The organism is Paenibacillus sp. GYB004, assembly GCF_036577605.1.
In the GTDB taxonomy this organism is placed as follows: domain Bacteria; phylum Bacillota; class Bacilli; order Paenibacillales; family NBRC-103111; genus Paenibacillus_AB; species Paenibacillus_AB oceani.
Window position 1 is genome coordinate 24,121 of sequence record NZ_JARBDB010000048.1, and the last position, 18,634, is coordinate 42,754.

Below are 18,634 nucleotides of genomic sequence, written 5' to 3' on the forward strand. Positions count from 1 at the left end.
GAGGTTGTGCCGGAACAACTTGACTCCGAAGGAATCGTGTGGCAAGAACTCACGATCGTAACCGTCAACGTTCATGGTTTAACTTTAGTGAAATACAGGTTTAGATCGTCATCCGCACAAACCATGCTGCCAGGTGTAACTCAAATATTAAGCCCCAGGCATAGCCTGGGGCTTAATATTTGAGTTAATTAGTCGTATAGATGTCTTCCGGCGGCTTCAGTCAACTTGGATGACATACTGAAAAAACCAAGGAGCTAAGCGGTCTTTCTTACTTAGCTCCTTGGTTTTTGGCATCCACAGCGGCCTTCGTGAACAGATTGCGGTTTAGTGAAAGCCGCTCGACCTCTTCACTTTTCCCATAGCAGTTGTAGCCGTTCTTATACCCGGCTTGTCTGTTACAAGAATTTGTCCAACTGAAAACAAAAACCCGCAAGTTATGCAGGTTTGAATCGGGCTAAGTTCTTTTCGTCTGACAGTCATCGGACGAAAAGAACTTGACCCATGATGCAAGGTCGCAGAAGCGCCCCGACTCCTGTTCACCATTTTGCCAGTACGGCCCCCAAATCTGTTATCATCAAATCTGTCCGGTATGGCGACTTTTTCTTCTTCAACTTCTCTTCTAAAACTGAAATGATCTCCATCAGATCCTGCTTAAACATCTCTTTCTGCGTCTCAATCGGAAGTTCTCCCTCCTGCCGGGTAAAATGCCGAGTGATTTCCAGCTTGAGCTGTCCGCGGCGTTTTGCCAGCTTGCCGACCTGCAGACGGGGACGGATATAGTAACCGGCAGCGAAGTCCGGCGGAACATCTTGCTCCGTATGAAAATACTCATAGCGTACACTCGGCGAAGGATCGTCATGATGACTAAACCAGCAATATATGCCGAGATAGCCAAAATCGTCTCCGTATAACTCCTGCCGCATATCGCGGTCAAGCTGCTCTCTAAGTTCCTCCAAGCTGTCTACGAATGGTTGCGCAGAGCGCTGGTAATTGCCCGAACCGACCAGGCGAATCGGATTTTTGGGCAATGGATTGCGCTGGGTAGCCAAAGCAGAAATCCCGTAGTTAGCCAAGTCGTGACCTCCGTCAATGACAAAGCTGTTTCCGCGCTTGCTCCATCCCTTGGATGTCCCTTCAATCGTGGTAAAGGTTCGGGTACGCAGACCGGAATAATAAGAACCGTTGATCCATTTTTCGGCAATTGCCTCCACTGGCTCACGCCCCGCCCATCCGACAACACGGAGCGCTTCGCAAACGCGAACCAGCTTGTTCCATTGTTCGATGTTCGCATAATGGAAGTAGCGATCGTACTCCGCAAACAGCGCTTGACGCTGCGAATCCAGCAACGGCTCTTCCTGAATACGTGCTGTCAATTGCTCTAGTGTTTCGAATTGGTACAGATCGTTCAGCATCAGGATTCTCCTATATCATCATCGAGTGGTTTTTCGGAATACGAATATTAATCCTCTGGCATTTGCCAACCCGTTTCCTCATCCCATATGGCATCCGTATCATCTAGATGCACATGCCAATCCCCATTAGAAATACTTTTTCTAATATCCGTCAAACAGGCCAACCAATAGAACAGCGCCTGCAATGTATCTTCAAAATCGTCTGATAAGGGCAGCTTTGTTGAACCAGCAAAGATCACGGTTGGTTCATCCTGATCATAGTCATAAACACAAAATGTTTCTCCAATATCTTTCATTTCAAAACCAGTATTGTATTTATCCACGATGGCCGTTATCTCTTGCTCCTCACTGTTAGTAAGGTTATGGTCTCTCATACAAGTATAATAAACAGAAACTCCCATTTGCTATATTTCTCCTTTTCCTTTTCTTCGATCCCGTCCTATTCTACTTACATTTTAGTGCTAATTAAAGTATCGTATTACCTATATTTCATTCTAATCATCCCCTTCTTTACTCTTAACTTTCAGAATATAAAATGATCAAACAAGAACTACAAGAACAAAATAAAGGCTGCAAACCACTCTTATCCGACTGCTTCCCCAGCCTAATACAGGATATGACAAGAACTCACGATCGTATCCGTCAACGTTCATGGTTTAACTTTAGTGAAATACAGGTTTAGATCGTCATCCGCACAAACCATGCTGCCATGGATAACTGGTTGTTGCTGATACATGAGTCCTCTGCCGTCAGGCAGATAACCTCTTTTTGAGTATAAACGCTGTGCACTGCCATAACTTTGATTAAGTCCAACACCAATTCCTACAATTCTGTACTTCTCGAATCCAATTGCCTCGACAGCTTCCATTAATGCATTTCCAATTCCAAGCTTTCGAAATGGAGGGATAACATTAAAATCGTTAATCTCCGGTATGCCGTTTTCAACAAAGTGAGGATAGTGAGATGTAGTAAGAAGATGCAGGCTTCCCACAAACTGCCTCTGGTAAAAGCCTAGCAAAGTTATTCGTTCTGCTGTTTCATTTTGTTCCCAACACCTCAAGATGTAATCCCTAGGTTTTCCAATATGATGTTCGGTGAATACCTGATACACAAGTTCCACGTCTGCTTCCGTCATTTGGCGAATTTCAATTGAATTACTCATACTTTCCGCTCCTTCCAATGCACAATTTGCGTTTTAAGCTTATTTTACCAGTGTGTCTCATGTTAGGTAGGTCATTTATAACTTAAACGAAATTATCCTTTCCGATAGTTCAACGGCATCCTTACAAAGTAGCAGAGAGATATTCACACATTAAACATTTCCTGATATCGAAAGAGATGCTATCATTAGGTAAATTATACTAAAAAAAGCCGAATCAAGGCACCCCTAAGCAAGATGTGAATGACGGTTTCGGAAGTTAAGGAGATATATTGATGTGGAAAAAAGCTTTAGTTTTCTCGATGGTTGTCCTGATCCTGTTCCCTCTTGTCCCTTCAACCAGCTTTGCGCAAGACGAAAATCCGGTCTGGTTCGAAGATAAAGCACTTGAACTGTTGGTCAGAGAAACGTTGAATGTCCCTCCCGATAAATCCATTACGCGAGGCGATATGGCGAGTCTCACAGCATTGGGAAGTATGGGGAAAGGCAGCTGGTATGGAATTCAGAGTCTGATCGGCTTGGAGCATGCAGTTAATCTAAGATCCTTGACTCTAACCCATAACAAAGTAAAGGATTTACAACCGTTGCAAGGGCTGCTCTCGTTACAACGTCTCGACCTGAATAACAATATCATTGCAGATATCGGTCCATTGCGAGAGTTGGTTAACCTGAAATCGCTTACCTTGTATTTCAATGAAATCGAGGATATTAGCGCAGTGGCATCTCTGAAAAAATTGACTCAAATCGAACTAAGTTCCAATCGAATTACAGATATTACGCCCATTGAAAGTTTGACCGAACTGGAGTGGTTCAGCGCTCCATTCAATCGGATCGAGTCGATTCCCCATCTCGGCAATTTGAATCGACTGATCTACCTGGGGTTGCTTCGAAACTCGATCAGCGACATAAGCGGGCTTTCATCCTTACCGAGTCTACGCTATTTAACGCTGGGTTCGAATCGGATCACAAATATTCAGCCCATCCAAACGCTTCGCTTGTTGGAGAGTCTCGATCTGAGCGACAATGCTGTCCATGATCCGAGTCCGATCTACTCGCTTAAATCTATCCAGAGCCTTAACGTCTCGAGCTTAGGAATTAAGGACATTTCATTTCTGAGTGGATACGATTTGCTCACTGAGTTCAAAGCGGAAAACAATGAGATTCGTGACATTTCCCCGCTTGGCCGGCATGTTGGCCTCACTCAAATCGATTTGAGTCAAAATTGGATCAACGACATCTCGATCCTTTCCAAGCTCTCCCGGTTGGAAACGTTAAAATTGGCCGGCAATCGCATTGAAAACGTGAATAGTCTTAAAGACTTGACCGTACTGCGATCGTTAAATTTGACCGACAACCGGATTTCGAACGTAAAGCCCATATCTGGCCTGAAGAATCTCTATTGGTTGGATATCGGCGGAAATCCTGTATCGGACTATACGACGCTGCGCGGTTTGCGTCAGTTAACTTCGTTGGCTGTGCCGAATGCGGGTTTGAAAGATATCGGTTTTGTATCTGGACTTACCCGGCTGAACTCTCTTTGGCTCAGCGGCAATCAAATCGAGGATTTAAGCCCGATCCAGGAACTGAAGGGCCTCATGGATTTACATATAACGGATAACCGGATTCAAGATCTGACGCCTGTCGCATCTCTCCGGAATTTGCAAAAAGTCTGGGTCGACTATAATCTGATTGCCGATCTTCAGCCGATCCAATCCTTATCCAAGCTCGCCGTGCTATCCGCCAAGAATAACCGGATTACCGATGTTTCGCCGCTGGCCGCCATGCCCGCTCTATGGGAAATCTATCTGACGAATAATCCGTTATCTGGCGAATCAATCGAAGTATTGGAGCAAAAGAAGGCAAACGGCTCGACCGTTTCTTATGGCGAGCGAATCCAAGTGTCGATTAACGGGAATTTGCAAAACTACTCGCTGGAAGAATCACCTCAAATCATTCAGGATATCGCTTTCGTACCATTAAGGAAAATTTTCGCTGCTTTAGACGCCGTAGTTCGATGGGACGAGGAAACGCGATCGATTGTGGCCACCAACGGCCAGACCGAAATCAAACTTTCGATCGACTCCAAGATCGCGTTAGTTAATGGTGCCAAAGTAGATCTCGAGGAAGCACCCCGAATCGTAAACCATATAACGATTGTTCCTCTACGGTTTGTGACGGAAGCTTTTGGGAGGACCGTGCGCTGGAACGAAGAGAAGCAGCGGATTGAAATCGACAAGTAAATCACTTTGTGGAAGTTGATCCCTCTACAAATATGTACAGCGGAAGTCCAAAACAATTCTTGGATTTCCGCTGCCTCTAGCTTAGAACTCTATCGGTACAAACCTGTTATTTCGCCTTCTCAGAAGCAATTGCTTTGTTGATCACTTCTTCGGCGCTTCTCAGCACCGAATTCAGATCCTTATCCTCCACAACAGCTTTCTGAAGTTCCTTCATGAACAGGTTCTGGCCGGCGACATTCGTTAATCCCGGCTCTCGGCCAGGCATGCCCGGCCCGACCTTGTTGAAGAAGAAAGCCTCGGTATGTTTGCCCTTATACAAGGGATCGTTTTTCAAATATAAACTTTTGATTTCTTCGCTTTTTAAAATCGGGTATACTCCCAGCTCCGCCGCAAGCTTGCCCTGCAGCTCCTCGGAAGACAGCCATGAGGCGACCTGGAACGCGGCATCTTTATTTTTGCTACTGCTCGTCAGGTACACGTTGCGGAAATCGGATAATCGGCCAATGCCAGGCAGCTCCTTGTACACCGGCATACTGACGATATCCCACTGGAAGTTCCAGTCCATAAAATTTCTGGACACGAATGTTGTCATCGCGGAACGCCCTTCAATAAACTCTTTCCAATCCAGGTCTTTGTTGATTGTTTTGGAATCAAACTTTAATCCCGAAATGGTATAGAATCGTTTCCAGTTTTCAGCGATTTTTTTCCACCTTTCCGTATTGACAGCAGCCTTGTCCTCCGTGAAGCTCAAAATCGGTTCGCCAAACGGGTTTTGAGTAAAGAAGGTTTCCATCCATCGATCCGAAAATCCCCGATATTGGACGTCTCCTTCGACCCGGGTCATGACTTTAGCGACCTCGTATACATCATCCCACGTCATGCCGTCCGTCGGATAAGGAACGCCAAACTTATCGAAAAGATCCTTGTTGTAATGCATCACCCCGCCATTTGTCCCGCTAAGAGGTATACCCGCAATGATGCCGCCCGTTTCCCTCTTCATTTGCTCAAATGCAAGCGGATCGATCCGCGAAGAGTCGAACTTGTACGTTTTCATCAACTCACTGATATCGTACAGCAATCCGTTTTTTTGCAGATCCGGTGTCGCTACGCCTCGCCCGACGAACAAATCCGGCATCGCGCCTGAGGCAAGCATCGTATCGATCGTTACCCCTCCCGTTCCTGTGCTGGGAACCGCTTTCAACGTATAGTGAGGAAACTTGCTTTTGGCTTGCACGGCAATATAATCATATTCGCTCTGCGACATCGACCACATATAAAAGCTGATTTCTGCTGGCGAATTCACATCCTGAACGGTGCCGGCTTCTCCTGGAGGATTGGTCGCTTCCGTCCCGCTTTTGGCACATGCCGAAAGTGCCAGTGAGCCTGCCGCAAGTGCGAAAGCCATCCACATTTTTTTGTTCATCATACTCCCTTTTATCACTACGTTGCTATCCTTCATTCGAGGTCACCTTCGCTATTCGCTTTTCTATTGGAGGAATCTGAAACGGTTTCAGCTAGGAGTCGACATGAGCCAGAACGCCCAGTCGTTAAGCGGCCGTAAAGTCGCCAGATGCTGAGATACTGCAATCAATCTGGGAGATCCATACACTTTTTGGGCTCTACGGGTCAGTTGGACGGCGAGACCGTTGATTTCGTTGTCGATATTTTGCCAAGCCCAAGGCTGCTCCTCCGCCAAATAAGGGGCCAAAAAGTCGAATCCGAGCTGAATGCCTTTGCCGTCCTCGGTCCGGTAATGCCATAAATCGACACCCAGCACTTCGCCGCACCGCGCCAAGGCTACGAAAGCGCTTAATCCGTACAACGAGTAAAACAAAGCCCGATTGCGTTTCAACTCGCGGTGAAGCCCGCCATCCGCTGTAAACTGCACGCCGATTTGCCATTTGGCGCGTTCCATCATTTGAACGGCCCGATCCATATTACCGCTGTAGATCGAGAAGGCCGCTACTTGAGCCGCGTACCAAGATCCGTGATTATCGGTTGCGCGGTACTCTTCTTTTCCTGCCGGGCTCTCCAACAGCCAATCCGTATAGGAAGTAAACCATTGCTTTAAAGCTTCATGATCGGCGGCAGTCCAGCTATCCGACTGGGTTAACAAGCTGACGGAATCCAGCAGCCCGATCAATTGAACACCTTCGATAATACCGATGGCCATTCCATCATTAACGCCGGGCAGCGAGGACGCATACTTGAAGTTCGGGTTCATCCGGGTTTCGGGATTCAGAAACCAGACGCGCAGAAGCTCGGCTGCTTTAGCCGCATATCCTTCAGATTTTGAATAGAAATATGCCAGCGCCAACGTGTTGACCCTTATACGCATATTGAAATAAGGTCCCAAGTCATACTGATCGCCGGATGCCGCCGGATTGGTATATCCGTCGCGCCGGATGAAGGGCATCCCGTCAGGCGTATCCGGATTCGGCCACGCATATTTGCCTATAGCAAAAAAATCATGGTTGTCCCCGGATGGCGGAGTACTATCATTATCGACTACGGAGCCGGGTGGCAATTTGAGAAAGGCGGTTGCCTCACCCAGCAGTGCATAATAGGCCGGCATCAGGGTGGGATCATTCGCTTTAATCTTTTCGCGAATGCTGGTAACTTCCTTGTAGTCGAGATGGATAAGAGTTGGTGTTGTCGTTTGTTTCATCGCTGGAATGTTCTCCTCTTGGAGTAGTTTCGTTTCAACGTCACAGCCTGCTGCCATGAAAATAAGCAGGAACGGCAGGGCATAAAATCCGGATCTGTTCATCAGTTCGTTTTACCTGCTCACTCAGCCGCAGGTCTTAAGGCTATGACCGTAACCGAATAAGGATCAAGCGTCAAGCTGACTTCCCCGCCTTCGTACGAGGTCGGATTCCCTGGAGTCCATACGGCTGCTCCCGTTCCTTGGACGTTCTGTTCACTAAGATCATAACCTCGCTATGAAGCTCCCAGAAACAGCCGGACAGCACCTCGCAACCCGCGCCTGTATATACATCCTTGTATCCTCGCAAAAGCACTTTTCCCCGTATTCTGTAATTGTAATTTTGTCTCCATTCCATCGCCCCTTCCCCTGCCATCCTTACTCGAGTCCCGATGCGACTTAGGAGAGAATGACAGCCCTGAGTACGCCATTGACCAAATCGCGTATGCGATCGCACTTCGGGCCCTTGATGTTAGGTGTTTTTACGTATAAATCCGTATGTTCCCCTTCTAAGTTCATTGTAAAGAAAAGCTGTAGAAGAACGAATGCAAGTTATTATTATATTTTATATACATTCTTGCAAACAACTTTTCGTTAGCGCAATAGGTAAACAGTCTTTGGCCTTTAGTTGAGAACTTATATTTTTCAAATAAAAAAACCGCGATATACGCGGATTCCAAGCTTATCTGTCCTCGGCTGTGACAGCATCCATTTTTTATTTTTATCTCAAGGAAGCACGGTAGGCCAGGTAGGCAGGCACGTTAAAAAGAGAAAAAGCGATCATCCACAAAGCATGCAATCTGTGATGCTTATAGGCTTGAATCATGGCCCATACAGCGAAAAGCACCCAGTACACTACAAAACACGTAACGATTGCATTTATCCAAGCGAGATAAAAATGCTCGTAATTGATGTCCACGGACCATTTTCCGCTTGAATACACCGTACCCGCCATTCCGTTTAGATACATCATGCTTTTGAACGGCTTCGGATTTTGGTACTTGAACGCTTCCTTGGAAGAAGAGTCTGAATCCCTTTGAAAAATGGTAAGATATACGATCTGTGAAGCTTTTACTGCTTTTTCGATAATGAGTGTTTTGCCCGCCTCGCTGAGTTCCTGATCGGCTTCCAGTGCATAAAGCACAGACTCCGCAACGTGTATCCGCTGAGAAAGCAACCGGTATTCGTTAAAGGCGAACAAACATCCGATCAAGATGCCCAAAACTGCAAAGCCAATTGCTGTACGTAATAAATTTACAGAAAACATGCGAGGCATCCGGAAATATTCTGCGACTTTTCCTTGCAGCATACCTTCGTCTCCAAAACGTTCCAATGCAATCGTAACGGCTTCTTCTTCGGATTTTCCTGCTGCCTTCAATTCCTCAACCGCTTCCAGCAAATGGACTTTCATTTCCATCTTTAGTTCATCCACTTCTTTAACATCTTTTACATGCGCATATACAGAATGGATAAAGGCCTCTATTCGATTCATGGATGATCTCCCCTTTCTAAAAATGAATCCATAATCTGTTTTACAAATTGCCATTCGGCACGTTTCCGATTTAGCTCGTCTTCCCCTAAAGACGTAAGTTTGTAGTATTTTCGTCTTCCTCCCGGACCTTGCTCATCCCCCCAGTAGGAATTCACCCATTTATTTTGCTCCAGCCGCTTCAAGGACAAATAAAGCGTGCCTTCCTTCAGCTCAAACTGATTCTCGCTCTTTTCCCGGACCGTTTTGGCCAAATCATAACCATACATATCTCTGCTATGTAACAAAGAAAGAATAAGCGTATCGATATGACCTTTTAAAACTTCTTTATTGATTTCCAACATGTACACCCCCTATATAGTTTATACTACACATTACCTTATAATGCAAGGTATTATAATAAAGAAACACCCGATAATCATTACCGGGTGTTGACGATTATTAGGGTATGAGCCTGATAGAGCGTATACGAAATGCGGTGCTTTGCGGTGAAGTACCAGCATATCATGCAAATTGCGGTGATCGCGGCATTGGACCTATCGTGATGCGTTAGTTTAAACTAGGATACTTTTGCTGATCCATGATTGGTTCTGTATTCGATCCGCCAATCTCGTTCCGGAAATTTGAACACTAATTGGTCCAGGAAGTTTTTCAGCTTTAGTGCATCATGGGGTAGACGATTCTCCAAAACATTCCAGGCATCAACGACAACTCTTCGTGGCATCTGAGTTACATTTACCCGATCTTCGAAGGTCTATCCGCTGTTTTGATGAGTAACAGGTCGGTCCCATCAGCTAGTGACAGGAAGGCGACCCCGTCAGGGTCGATTCCCCTAAGCTTCAGCCCCAATAGATCCTCTGATACCATTCGCCTGACTGAAACACATCCGTAACAGGCACATAAATACACTTTACCGCTTGCAGCATCTGGACTCATTCCTTTCGGTATCTATTCTTACTGAATTCCGTGCTCACAAATCAGCTTTTGATCGGCGCATAAATATCGAAATCAAAATAATCTATCACATCCGCAGGGATGTGAAACGGGTTTACCGGAGTGAGACGATTCATCTCATATCCGTATGAACCTTCCGTCATATCTCTTTCAAAATCTCCATTTTTAAACCATTTCCACAGAGAATCGTAAGTTTGATCCATTTGGCTGCGGTCACCGCGTACCGTTGTTTTTGCATATGGTTTAGCCGGGATCGTTATCGTTTCGAACCCTTCGGGAATACGATCCAGAGAACCGGCTTCCACTCCTACCCATAAGGTTTCGACCTTTGTCGCCCATTGCCACTCCGGTATGAATACTAAACCTTCGTCCGTATGCAGCCTGTCCGCGTGACCTTTCATGGCGGCTTCAACTGCTTTCCATGCTTGACGTACATCGCGTTGGTTGGCAATCGTACGCAATACAATTGCCTTCATCTCGGGACGTTCGACCACGACAATTTCCGGGATATTCGATTTCATTTCTGCTCCTCCTCGGATTACTTTTAATGCTTTCGGTGTTGCAGCCGGCCGATAATCCTCCAGGGGGCTGTGTTGCGGCGCTAACCACGATGAATGACTCTGCGTAATGCCTTACTCCGTTACGATCGATTTCCATACCCCGTTCTCATTAACCCGGAATTTATTTATCGTCGTGTTGTAATAAATTTGGCCGGCTGCTCCATTCCCTGGATCTTCTGCAAGCGTTCCCACTTGGACGGCTCCTAAAAATTTGGCTTCACCGCTCGATTGTACGGAAAACAGCGAGTCCGATTCTGTTCCATCCGTTGATTCGCCCGCAGGCGTTGTTTTCACCTCAAACGAAGAGTTACCCGAATGGTCACGATTACCGATATAAACGTCGGCCGAGCCAGCACGTTCCTTATGCGCATCTCCATATAGTTTCAAAGTGCCCCCCGTGAACTTCCCGTCTATAGGCTCGGAGCCGGCAAATTCAAGGTTCCCCGAATGACCCGGTCCACTTACCGGTCGCTGAAAGATCCCTCGGTGTCTGCCGAAATCAAACCCTTCGTTCGGAATATCGGAGCCTAGCTTAATCCAACCGAAATCAATAGAGCGTTCATCCAGCACAAAGATATCGGCGGCTCCATCACGTTTACCGACAAGCATCGTTAACCGGTATGTATCGTCTGCGCTCCACCCTTCGAAGACATGCCCGCCGTTTACAAAAACGGATGTCGTCACGTCCGAATCATTCGAGTTCCATCTGCCCTTCCGGCTGCGAACCGTGATCATTCCGTCACTGTCTATCCCTCCGCGTATACGATGCGGAAGCGGTGTCCGGCTTGGCACAAATCCCCTTTTGTAAGGAGTTTTACTCCATTTGTCCCATTGTTCGTTGATTTCCGAGTGCATCTCCAAGTAACCGTCCTCATGCTTTTTGATGTCCGCACACATCTTCATTTCCCCTCCCTGAAATTGAAAATATTAGCAATGATCTATTCCTAATTATAGTATAAAAGCTTGCCGTTCCATACCGCGATCACCATTCAAAGAAAATAAAAAAAGGAGCGCCCCTGCTGATGAGGCACTCCCTTACCGGATAACGATGTGATTTCCTGACTTGGCGGTCGGCGCCGGGACCGTTTTATTCTCAACTGCCGGAGCTCTCCGTGAAGGAATTCGCATAATGGATCGGTTTATTTTGCTTTTCTTTACGTTTCAATTTATAGTTCGCCAATACCATATATAGGGACGGCACGACGAATAGCGTCAAGATTGTCGAGAATATCATCCCGAAAATAATCGTCATGGCAAGCGGACGGAACAAAATATCCCCGATCGTCGCGATCGGAATCATACCGACGATCGCCGTGAGCGATGTCAACACGATTGGACGGAAGCGGGCGGACGCGGCCTGCATGACGGCTTCCTTCAGCTCCATTCCATGGTGGCGCGCCTCCTCGATAAACTCGATAAGGACGATCCCGTTCCGCACGACGACACCCGCAAGAGATATAATGCCCATAATGCTCATGAAACCGATCGGCATACCCGTCAAGAAAATGCCAAGAATCCCTCCGGCCGCAGCCAGGTACACGGTCGTCATGATCAGCAGCGGCAATGAAAGCGAGTAAAACTGCATCGTCATCAGAAGCACGATCAGGAAGGCGACGATGATCGATAGCTTGCCGAGACTTGCGAATATATCCGCTTGTTCCGACGTTTCACCGCCTATACTCCATTCGTAGCCGTCCGGGAACTTGAGGTCCGTTAGCTTTTTCTGCACCTCGGCCATTACTTCGGTCGCAGTCCGGCCGGATACGTCGGCGGTAATCGTTACGGTCCGCTCGAGGTTATACCGATTGATCTGCGGGATCGAGAACCCCGGAACCATTGTCGTCAGTTGCGACAAAGGGATTTGACGGCCTTGGGCGTTCGTCACCTGCACTTGTTGATACAATACATTCGGCTCGGCTTCGTTCTTAGCCACATACAGATTGATGTCCACAAGCTCCCGTCCGGTGTCGAATTGGCTGACGGTTAAGCCTTGGCCGACCAGCAGCAATGTCCGGGTCAAGTCGTTGTAGCTGACCATATAGCGATCCATGGCTTCCTGATTCGGCTGAAAAGTCAGATTGTACCTCTCGATCCCCATATCGTCCATCACGTTCACTGTGCCCTGGACGCCGGCAACCGCAACTTTCACTTCGTCGGCCATCGCTTGAAGCTCACTCAAGTTCTCGCCGCTCAAACGGATCGATACCGGCGAGCCGACCGGTATACCGAGCTGCGGGACATGGATACTGAGATTCGCACCCGGGTATGCGGCGTTCAAATGCGACTGCCAGGCCCCTACCGTCGTTTCGCGGTCGAATTTGTCTTTGACCCCGATAATCTGGAGCTGCCCGGTCGTCGGACTGGACGGTGGAGATCCGGATGCGATGTCGCTGAACAACGTCGGAGCGCCTCCGCCGGCCGCATACGTGATTCGCTCCGTTTCCGGCTGCGACACGACCCAATCGGCGATTTCACGGACGACCCGGTCGGTCTCGACAAGGGAGGTGCCCGCCGGCATCCGGATGTTGATCGTCGCTTCCGGCCGTTCCGAGTCCGGGAACAGCTCGATTGGCGTAAACAAGGCAAGCGTGTACGCCGCCGTACCGATAAGCAGACCGGCCAGACCCGTAATGAGCGGCCGTTCCAGCACCTTGGCCATCCACCGTCCCGCATAGATGCCAGTTACCGTCTGGAACTGCTTTCCGAGGAAACCGGAAGGCTTTTGCTTAAACTGCCCCGCCTTCTGGCGTTTCCCGTCGTACCAGCCTCGGAAGATTGGAATGATCGTGAGCGACATGACCATGGACGCCAGCATCGTCAGCGAAACGACGGTTGGAATCGGCTTGATAAAGGCGCCGATGTCGCCCTGCAAAAACAACAGCGGCGCGAACGCGGCGATCGTCGCAAGAGTCGCGGTCAGAATCGAGATGGACACCTCTTTCGTCCCGTTAACTGCAGCGACGGCCGGACTTTCGCCGAGCGCCGACATTCGTCGCTCGATGTTGTCATTAACCACGACGGCGTCGTCGACCAGCAGTCCGAGAACGATGATGAGGCCGACAATGGAAATTTGATTCAAGGTGATGCCGAGCACCGGCAAAAAGATGAACCCGAGTCCGATGGAAAACGGAATCGCAAGCGCCACAGTCGCCGAAGTAAGCAGATTCAGCCCGAGTGTACAGATCAGGATAACCGCTGCTATGGCGATTAACAGCTCCTTGCTAAGCTCGGCAAATAGTTCATTGACCCGATCGTTTTGAGCGAACAGCGACTCCAGCTTCAGATGTGCGGGCAAGCTGGGAGCCAGCTTGTTCATTTCTTCGTTTACAAGCCGGTTCATGGTAGGAACGTCACTGCCCGTTTCACTGTTCAAGCTGATCGTGATAGCCGGTTTTCCATTGTAATACGCATAATAGTCCGTTTTCTTATACGTGAACGTCGCGCTCCCGATATCCCGCAAATAAACCGGCGAACCGGTTTGCGTTTGCGTGACGACGACCCGGTTCAAGATTTGAGCCTCTTGTGCCTCCGGCACCGTCAGCAAATACTCGCGACTTCCGAAATCGAGACTGCCTGTCGGGACGCGATCGTTATAGCCTTGCAGCGAGTTCAGCACTTGCTCCCAAGGGATGCCGAGCTGCCCAAGCTTCTGCGCATCCACCTCGACGCGGACTTCCCGCTCCGGCAGCCCCCTGATGTCGACGCCCGCGACTCCAGGTACGGTGCGAAGCTGATCCTTCCACGTTACCATCAGATCGGTCAGACTATAAAGATCTTCCGGGCGATCGGCTGTAATCGCGAACTGCTCGATGAACGACTTGGCGAGATCGTCATTGACGACCGGCGCTTCTGCGTCTTTGGGCAAGCCCGCCTGAGCATCCTGCACCTTTTTGCGCAGCTCGTCCCACTTCTTAGCCGCATCCGCATCGTCGTCCGCCTGCACCAGAATGGAAGAGTACCCGTTATGCGAGGTGGAGGTGATCGTTTTGATGCCTTGAATTTCCTTGATTTTCTGTTCGATGACCTTCGTAACCGTCTGCTCGACCTTTTCCGGAGCCGCTCCAGGATAAATCGTCGTCACGAGCGCCTGCTTGATGACGACGTCCGGCATTTCTTGGCGCGGCAGCTGGGAAAATCCGAAAAAACCGACGATCAGCGCCATCAGGAGAAAGAGCAGCGTAATTTTCCGTTTCTTGATGACGTAATCGATCACTTGGCACGCTCCTCGGATGTCGCGATCGCATCGCCATCAAACAATTTGTACGCCCCCTTGGTGACGATTTGATCGCCTGGCGAAACTCCCGAAGTCACTTGAAGCCGATTGTTCGCAAGCTCTCCGAGCGTGACGTTCGTCTTCACCGCTTTGCCGCTGACCTTCTTGAAGACGTAGGGTTCGCTGCCTGTACTGACGACCGCCTCGACAGGGACGAGAATTCCCGTTTCTCCGGTCGACGTTCGTGCAGCCTTCACGACTTGTCCCGGCAACCAATCCGCCTTCGTATTCGGCACGAGCACTTCGACGTTCACCGATCCGGTGCTTGAGTTCGTCGTAGGATACACGTTTTTGACCGTCCCGTTCCGGGACTCTCCGTATAACGTAAGCGCCACCTCTTGTCCGACGCTCCATTTGCGGATTTCTTGATCCGGTACGGGAAGCACTACTTTCAACTGCGTCATGTCGCCGATCCGGAAAGCCGGCTGACCTCCGCCCGTCAATTGCCACGCCGAGACGAACTTCTCCAGCACGACGCCCTCGATCGGCGAGACGAGCGAAGACTTGTCGACGGCCATCTGCGCTTGATCTCGACCTACAATCGCTTCCCGCCCAGCCGCTCTGGCCTGCTCGAGTCCCGCTCGTGCCTGCGCCAGCGTCGCTTCAGCAGACGTGACGCCTGACGACGACTGTTCGCTTTGCGCCTTCGCGTTGAGATAGTTGGTCTCCGCTTGTTTGTAGGCCAAACGCGCGTTGTTCATATCCGTCTCCGAAGCGCTTCCGTCTTTATAGCTAGCCTCTACTTTGTTCAATTCGTAGGTCGCTTTTCGAAAAGCTTCCTGGGTAAGCGCCTCTCCGTTTTTGCTCAATACGTCCCTCGATTGCCGCGCATTCTCTACACCCACCGTGGCAGCTGCGACGGAAGCCTCCGCCTGACGGACCGCCGCTTCAGCTTGCCCGATCGCGGCTTCCGCCCGATTCAATTGAAACTTGTAATTCGATGCGTCGAGCGACGCCAGAACGTCTCCCGCCTTGATGAGGTCCCCCGCTTGTACGAAAGTCTCGGTAACCCGGCCATCCACTTCGAAAGAGACGACGGCTTCCTTCACGGATTGCAGGGTGCCCGCCAGCGCATAACGATCGAGAACAGGCTCCGGCTGCACCGTAATCACCTCAACCGTCTGTATGTTCGCGGCGATGACCTCCGCATCCCCATTCCCTGCTTGAATCGAGCAAGCGCTCGAAAGTAACGCCACAAACCCCCAGGTCAGTACAGAAAGCGAAATTCTTTTCCTTCGATTCGATTTCCAGTCATCCATTTCTCTACCTCTCTCTATAAACTTGTAGTCCTGCGTGATTGGAACTCCAGTTCCATTATAATGTAATGATGTGGACTCGTCATCTTATTCGATACTTGTTCATTATTTCGAAACTTTTATATTCACTTCCAAGTTCGCTCTCTGTTTCTTCTTTATACTGAGGTTTGATACCCGCCTTCCTAGTGCTTGAGAGTGAGCAGATATGTTCCCAATCTGAGCCTTGTCTAAGACTTCGACTTCAAACGAAAAAGCCTCGATCAATAGGAACGAAGCCATGGTTGTGATTTGGTTGTAGTGAGAACGGGCAGAGGTAACCGTATCGACGCTTAATATTCACCTTTAATTACAAAAAACGAGCCCCGGATTGTTCCAGCCAGTTTCGAATTTTGCCTTGCAAACTTGAACTTCCCTTCCAGCTCCTTGGGCACGTCCATCCCTACAGAAAGCTTAAAACCAACAGCCCGCTTCTTAGGATCATCGACCGTATACATGACATTAACCCCAAGACCGTCCTCATAAAAAACGTAAGCCATTTGGATATTCTCCACTTGAAAACGCGACGTTTCTAGCGGTTTGCTCGAAAACTCGATACCTCGCTCTTCTTTCAAAATTCGGTTCACATAAACAAGGGTATCCTGGCTTTCGCTAGCCGGTACAACGGTATACGGGTGCTTGTATTTGTTCATAAAGTAACGGGCTTCATTAGCACGCAACCCGGCAAGCGCTTCTGCAACAGGCGAAGACTCTAAACCGGCTGTAGATACCTGTTTGAAATCGACGATATAGGACATTTTCATCTCTCCTCAGATCTTGGCTATGGTTGCACCGAATATGATTACTGCTCTAACATCTTTTCAAGCTCGCCGCACCATTTCCCCCATCCGTACTTGGCGCCGCCCAGTGCTTGAGCGTTGGAGATTCCGGTTTGTTCGAGATGAAGGTTCACCTTCCCGTCCCCTAAATCATGCAGCGTCCAGGTGACGGTATGCTTTTCTCCGCTGGCCCACGTATAGGACAATCGGTGTGGCTCCTCCACAATTAGCACCTCACCTTCGATAATCCCATTCCAATATTCGGTCGGTAACGTGCGAAACTGAAAACGGTGGCCGACGACGGGTTTGAAATTATTGTCCATCCCCTCGCCGGTGTGGATATTAGCCACCCACTTGGCAAGCTTGCTTGAATCAGTTAAGGCGGACCAAAGCTTCTCAAGCGTTGTTGTGTATTGGAAATCCAGGGTTAATGTTAAACTCATTCTTCTTCCTCCTCTAGTAGTTGGCTTAATCGAAACATATTGGTACTCCAAAATTTGTTGTAATAAGCGACCCAATCCTGAATTTCTTGGAGTGGAGAAGCGTTTAGCCGAAAGCGCGTTTCTCTGCCGACTTTCCTGTCGAGAACCAGCCCGGCTTCTTTGAGAATGGTCAGATGCTTGGATACCGCTGTACGGCCCATCGGAAAATGTACCGTTAACTCATGAAGCGGCAGCTCCTCCGCCTCTGACAATAGGTGAATCAGTCGGCGCCTTGTCGGGTCTGCAATCGCGTCAAAAACGTCACGCAACTGGTTATTCTCGCTCATAGCACCCCCTCCAAACCTTTATATTTCCGAAGCGGAAATCTTTTGACGGGATGAACAGCCAGTCTTACCTCCCCCTTCTTGAATCTTCGGCTTTTCGCGACTATTAGACACTATTTGGTGTCGTTTTGATTATAGGACACCATTCGGTGTCGTGTCAACAACATTTTTGAACTCACCATGCAGCATGACATGGGGACTGCCTTTTTTTCTGCCGTTATGGAAATAAAAACAGCAGCAGTCAAGGGCTTTACTTTCCCGCCCTTGACTGCTGCTGTATAGTCACTTTCTTCATAAGTATTAAAGAGCTCATAACCGGTAACCTGCTAGCGAAGCGCAACCGTATGATCTTTGAATTTGTTAATTCCATCATTCCGTTGGAACGGAACCAGCCTAGTTTGCGTTCGCGCTCGTTTCTTCAACCGCCCGAAAATAGTGGCCGTCCGGATCGTAAAAGGTGAAATAACCGAAAGCACTTGTAAATACAGGTTCTCTATCGACTTGAGCCCCGGCTTGTATAAGCCGTTCATGCAGAGCGAGCAAATTGTTCGTTAGCAACTCCACCATCGTCACATGTCCCGTGCTGCTCGTGATAAAGAACGAACGGGGAAATACAAACTTCAATGGAGTGACATCCTCCGGTTTGGTTTCCATTAAAAAAATACTCGGTCCGTTCCCATTCTTCAATGCAACATGTGCCTCTCCAAACTGATAATCAGCTGATTTCAATTCATAACCCAACACATTGCAATAAAAATCAACCGACGATTTCAAATCTGTGACCGGAAATCTCATGCAGCAGTAACCAATCACATCCGCAGCATTCGTTTTCTTGCTCAACATTCTTTACAATCTCCTTCGAAAATAAGCTATTTTTCGTTTGAACCTCTCATGACTAAAGTCACGAGATTCTTGGGTAGTCCCTTCTAACGAAGAGAAGTTCACCAAGCTAACCCTGTCGTTCCGACAGTTCGTGTAAGGATTACACAGCAAGAAGTCTTTTGCC

Annotated in this window: 16 protein-coding genes; 1 reads left to right on the top strand and 15 read right to left on the bottom strand. The window is 48.6% G+C overall.

What is annotated here, in order from left to right; genetic code table 11:
• Positions 1–536: 536 nt before the first annotated feature.
• The 3 genes from PV433_RS21060 to PV433_RS21070 all read right to left on the bottom strand — a co-directional run bounded on the left by PV433_RS21060 (position 537) and on the right by PV433_RS21070 (position 2,574).
• On the bottom strand, positions 537–1,412 hold the full coding sequence (locus PV433_RS21060) for a hypothetical protein (protein WP_332074032.1): 876 nt from the start codon (positions 1,410–1,412) through the stop codon (positions 537–539).
• Between the two features lie 47 nt (positions 1,413–1,459).
• Positions 1,460–1,813 (bottom strand): hypothetical protein, encoded by a 354-nt coding sequence (locus tag PV433_RS21065; RefSeq protein ID WP_332074033.1) that lies wholly within the window; start codon positions 1,811–1,813, stop codon positions 1,460–1,462.
• Positions 1,814–2,061: 248 nt separating this feature from the next.
• Positions 2,062–2,574, bottom strand: coding sequence for a GNAT family N-acetyltransferase (locus tag PV433_RS21070; RefSeq protein WP_332074034.1), 513 nt, complete (start codon positions 2,572–2,574; stop codon positions 2,062–2,064).
• A gap of 272 nt (positions 2,575–2,846) precedes the next feature.
• On the opposite strand from PV433_RS21070, the gene PV433_RS21075 reads away from it, so the two are divergent.
• Positions 2,847–4,811 carry a leucine-rich repeat domain-containing protein gene (locus PV433_RS21075; RefSeq protein ID WP_332074035.1) on the top strand — a complete coding sequence of 655 codons (1,965 nt, stop codon included), beginning with the start codon at positions 2,847–2,849 and terminating at the stop codon, positions 4,809–4,811.
• 106 nt (positions 4,812–4,917) lie between these two features.
• On the opposite strand, the gene PV433_RS21080 is transcribed toward PV433_RS21075, so the two are convergent.
• The 12 genes from PV433_RS21080 to PV433_RS21135 form a co-directional block, all read right to left on the bottom strand.
• Complete coding sequence (locus PV433_RS21080; protein ID WP_332074036.1) at positions 4,918–6,270, bottom strand: ABC transporter substrate-binding protein; 1,353 nt, start codon at positions 6,268–6,270, stop codon at positions 4,918–4,920.
• A 51-nt stretch (positions 6,271–6,321) separates the two neighbouring features.
• Entirely contained in the window at positions 6,322–7,479 is a 1,158-nt protein-coding gene (locus tag PV433_RS21085; RefSeq protein ID WP_332074037.1) for an alginate lyase family protein, read from the bottom strand.
• A 757-nt stretch (positions 7,480–8,236) separates the two neighbouring features.
• Positions 8,237–9,007 (bottom strand): permease prefix domain 1-containing protein, encoded by a 771-nt coding sequence (locus tag PV433_RS21090; protein ID WP_332074038.1) that lies wholly within the window; start codon positions 9,005–9,007, stop codon positions 8,237–8,239.
• Positions 9,004–9,345, bottom strand: a complete 342-nt coding sequence (locus tag PV433_RS21095; protein WP_332074047.1) for a PadR family transcriptional regulator — start codon at positions 9,343–9,345, stop codon at positions 9,004–9,006. The genes PV433_RS21090 and PV433_RS21095 overlap by 4 nt, the downstream gene beginning before the upstream one ends.
• Before the next feature lie 636 nt (positions 9,346–9,981).
• On the bottom strand, positions 9,982–10,479 hold the full coding sequence (locus PV433_RS21100) for a GyrI-like domain-containing protein (RefSeq protein WP_332074039.1): 498 nt from the start codon (positions 10,477–10,479) through the stop codon (positions 9,982–9,984).
• A 111-nt stretch (positions 10,480–10,590) separates the two neighbouring features.
• Complete coding sequence (locus tag PV433_RS21105; protein ID WP_332074040.1) at positions 10,591–11,421, bottom strand: hypothetical protein; 831 nt, start codon at positions 11,419–11,421, stop codon at positions 10,591–10,593.
• A 190-nt stretch (positions 11,422–11,611) separates the two neighbouring features.
• Positions 11,612–14,731: an efflux RND transporter permease subunit gene (locus tag PV433_RS21110; RefSeq protein WP_332074041.1), complete on the bottom strand. Its 3,120-nt coding sequence runs from the start codon at positions 14,729–14,731 to the stop codon at positions 11,612–11,614.
• Entirely contained in the window at positions 14,728–16,050 is a 1,323-nt protein-coding gene (locus PV433_RS21115; protein ID WP_332074042.1) for an efflux RND transporter periplasmic adaptor subunit, read from the bottom strand. The genes PV433_RS21110 and PV433_RS21115 overlap by 4 nt, the downstream gene beginning before the upstream one ends.
• 326 nt (positions 16,051–16,376) lie before the next feature.
• Positions 16,377–16,841, bottom strand: a complete 465-nt coding sequence (locus tag PV433_RS21120; RefSeq protein ID WP_332074043.1) for a phage tail protein — start codon at positions 16,839–16,841, stop codon at positions 16,377–16,379.
• Positions 16,842–16,885: 44 nt separating this feature from the next.
• Entirely contained in the window at positions 16,886–17,305 is a 420-nt protein-coding gene (locus PV433_RS21125) for an SRPBCC family protein (protein WP_332074044.1), read from the bottom strand.
• A complete protein-coding gene (locus tag PV433_RS21130; protein WP_332074045.1) occupies positions 17,302–17,631 on the bottom strand; it encodes an ArsR/SmtB family transcription factor in 330 nt (109 codons plus the stop codon). Before PV433_RS21130 ends, PV433_RS21125 begins: the two co-directional genes overlap by 4 nt.
• Positions 17,632–18,021: 390 nt before the next feature.
• The gene (locus tag PV433_RS21135) at positions 18,022–18,471 is read right to left on the bottom strand and encodes a VOC family protein (protein WP_332074046.1); all 450 of its coding nucleotides are present in this window, start codon (positions 18,469–18,471) and stop codon (positions 18,022–18,024) included.
• Positions 18,472–18,634 lie beyond the last annotated feature (163 nt).

Bases quoted from the DNA above. Each gene is read 5' to 3' on its own strand.
- PV433_RS21115 (WP_332074042.1), bottom strand. From the start codon at position 16,050: ATGGATGACTGGAAATCGAATCGAAGGAAAAGAATTTCGCTTTCTGTA.
- PV433_RS21085 (WP_332074037.1), bottom strand. From the start codon at position 7,479: ATGAAACAAACGACAACACCAACTCTTATCCATCTCGACTACAAGGAA.
- PV433_RS21080 (WP_332074036.1), bottom strand. From the start codon at position 6,270: ATGAAGGATAGCAACGTAGTGATAAAAGGGAGTATGATGAACAAAAAA.
- PV433_RS21065 (WP_332074033.1), bottom strand. From the start codon at position 1,813: ATGGGAGTTTCTGTTTATTATACTTGTATGAGAGACCATAACCTTACT.
- PV433_RS21125 (WP_332074044.1), bottom strand. From the start codon at position 17,305: ATGAGTTTAACATTAACCCTGGATTTCCAATACACAACAACGCTTGAG.
- PV433_RS21090 (WP_332074038.1), bottom strand. From the start codon at position 9,007: ATGAATCGAATAGAGGCCTTTATCCATTCTGTATATGCGCATGTAAAA.
- PV433_RS21070 (WP_332074034.1), bottom strand. From the start codon at position 2,574: ATGAGTAATTCAATTGAAATTCGCCAAATGACGGAAGCAGACGTGGAA.
- PV433_RS21135 (WP_332074046.1), bottom strand. From the start codon at position 18,471: ATGTTGAGCAAGAAAACGAATGCTGCGGATGTGATTGGTTACTGCTGC.
- PV433_RS21075 (WP_332074035.1), top strand. From the start codon at position 2,847: ATGTGGAAAAAAGCTTTAGTTTTCTCGATGGTTGTCCTGATCCTGTTC.
- PV433_RS21105 (WP_332074040.1), bottom strand. From the start codon at position 11,421: ATGAAGATGTGTGCGGACATCAAAAAGCATGAGGACGGTTACTTGGAG.
- PV433_RS21060 (WP_332074032.1), bottom strand. From the start codon at position 1,412: ATGCTGAACGATCTGTACCAATTCGAAACACTAGAGCAATTGACAGCA.
- PV433_RS21100 (WP_332074039.1), bottom strand. From the start codon at position 10,479: ATGAAATCGAATATCCCGGAAATTGTCGTGGTCGAACGTCCCGAGATG.
- PV433_RS21120 (WP_332074043.1), bottom strand. From the start codon at position 16,841: ATGTCCTATATCGTCGATTTCAAACAGGTATCTACAGCCGGTTTAGAG.
- PV433_RS21130 (WP_332074045.1), bottom strand. From the start codon at position 17,631: ATGAGCGAGAATAACCAGTTGCGTGACGTTTTTGACGCGATTGCAGAC.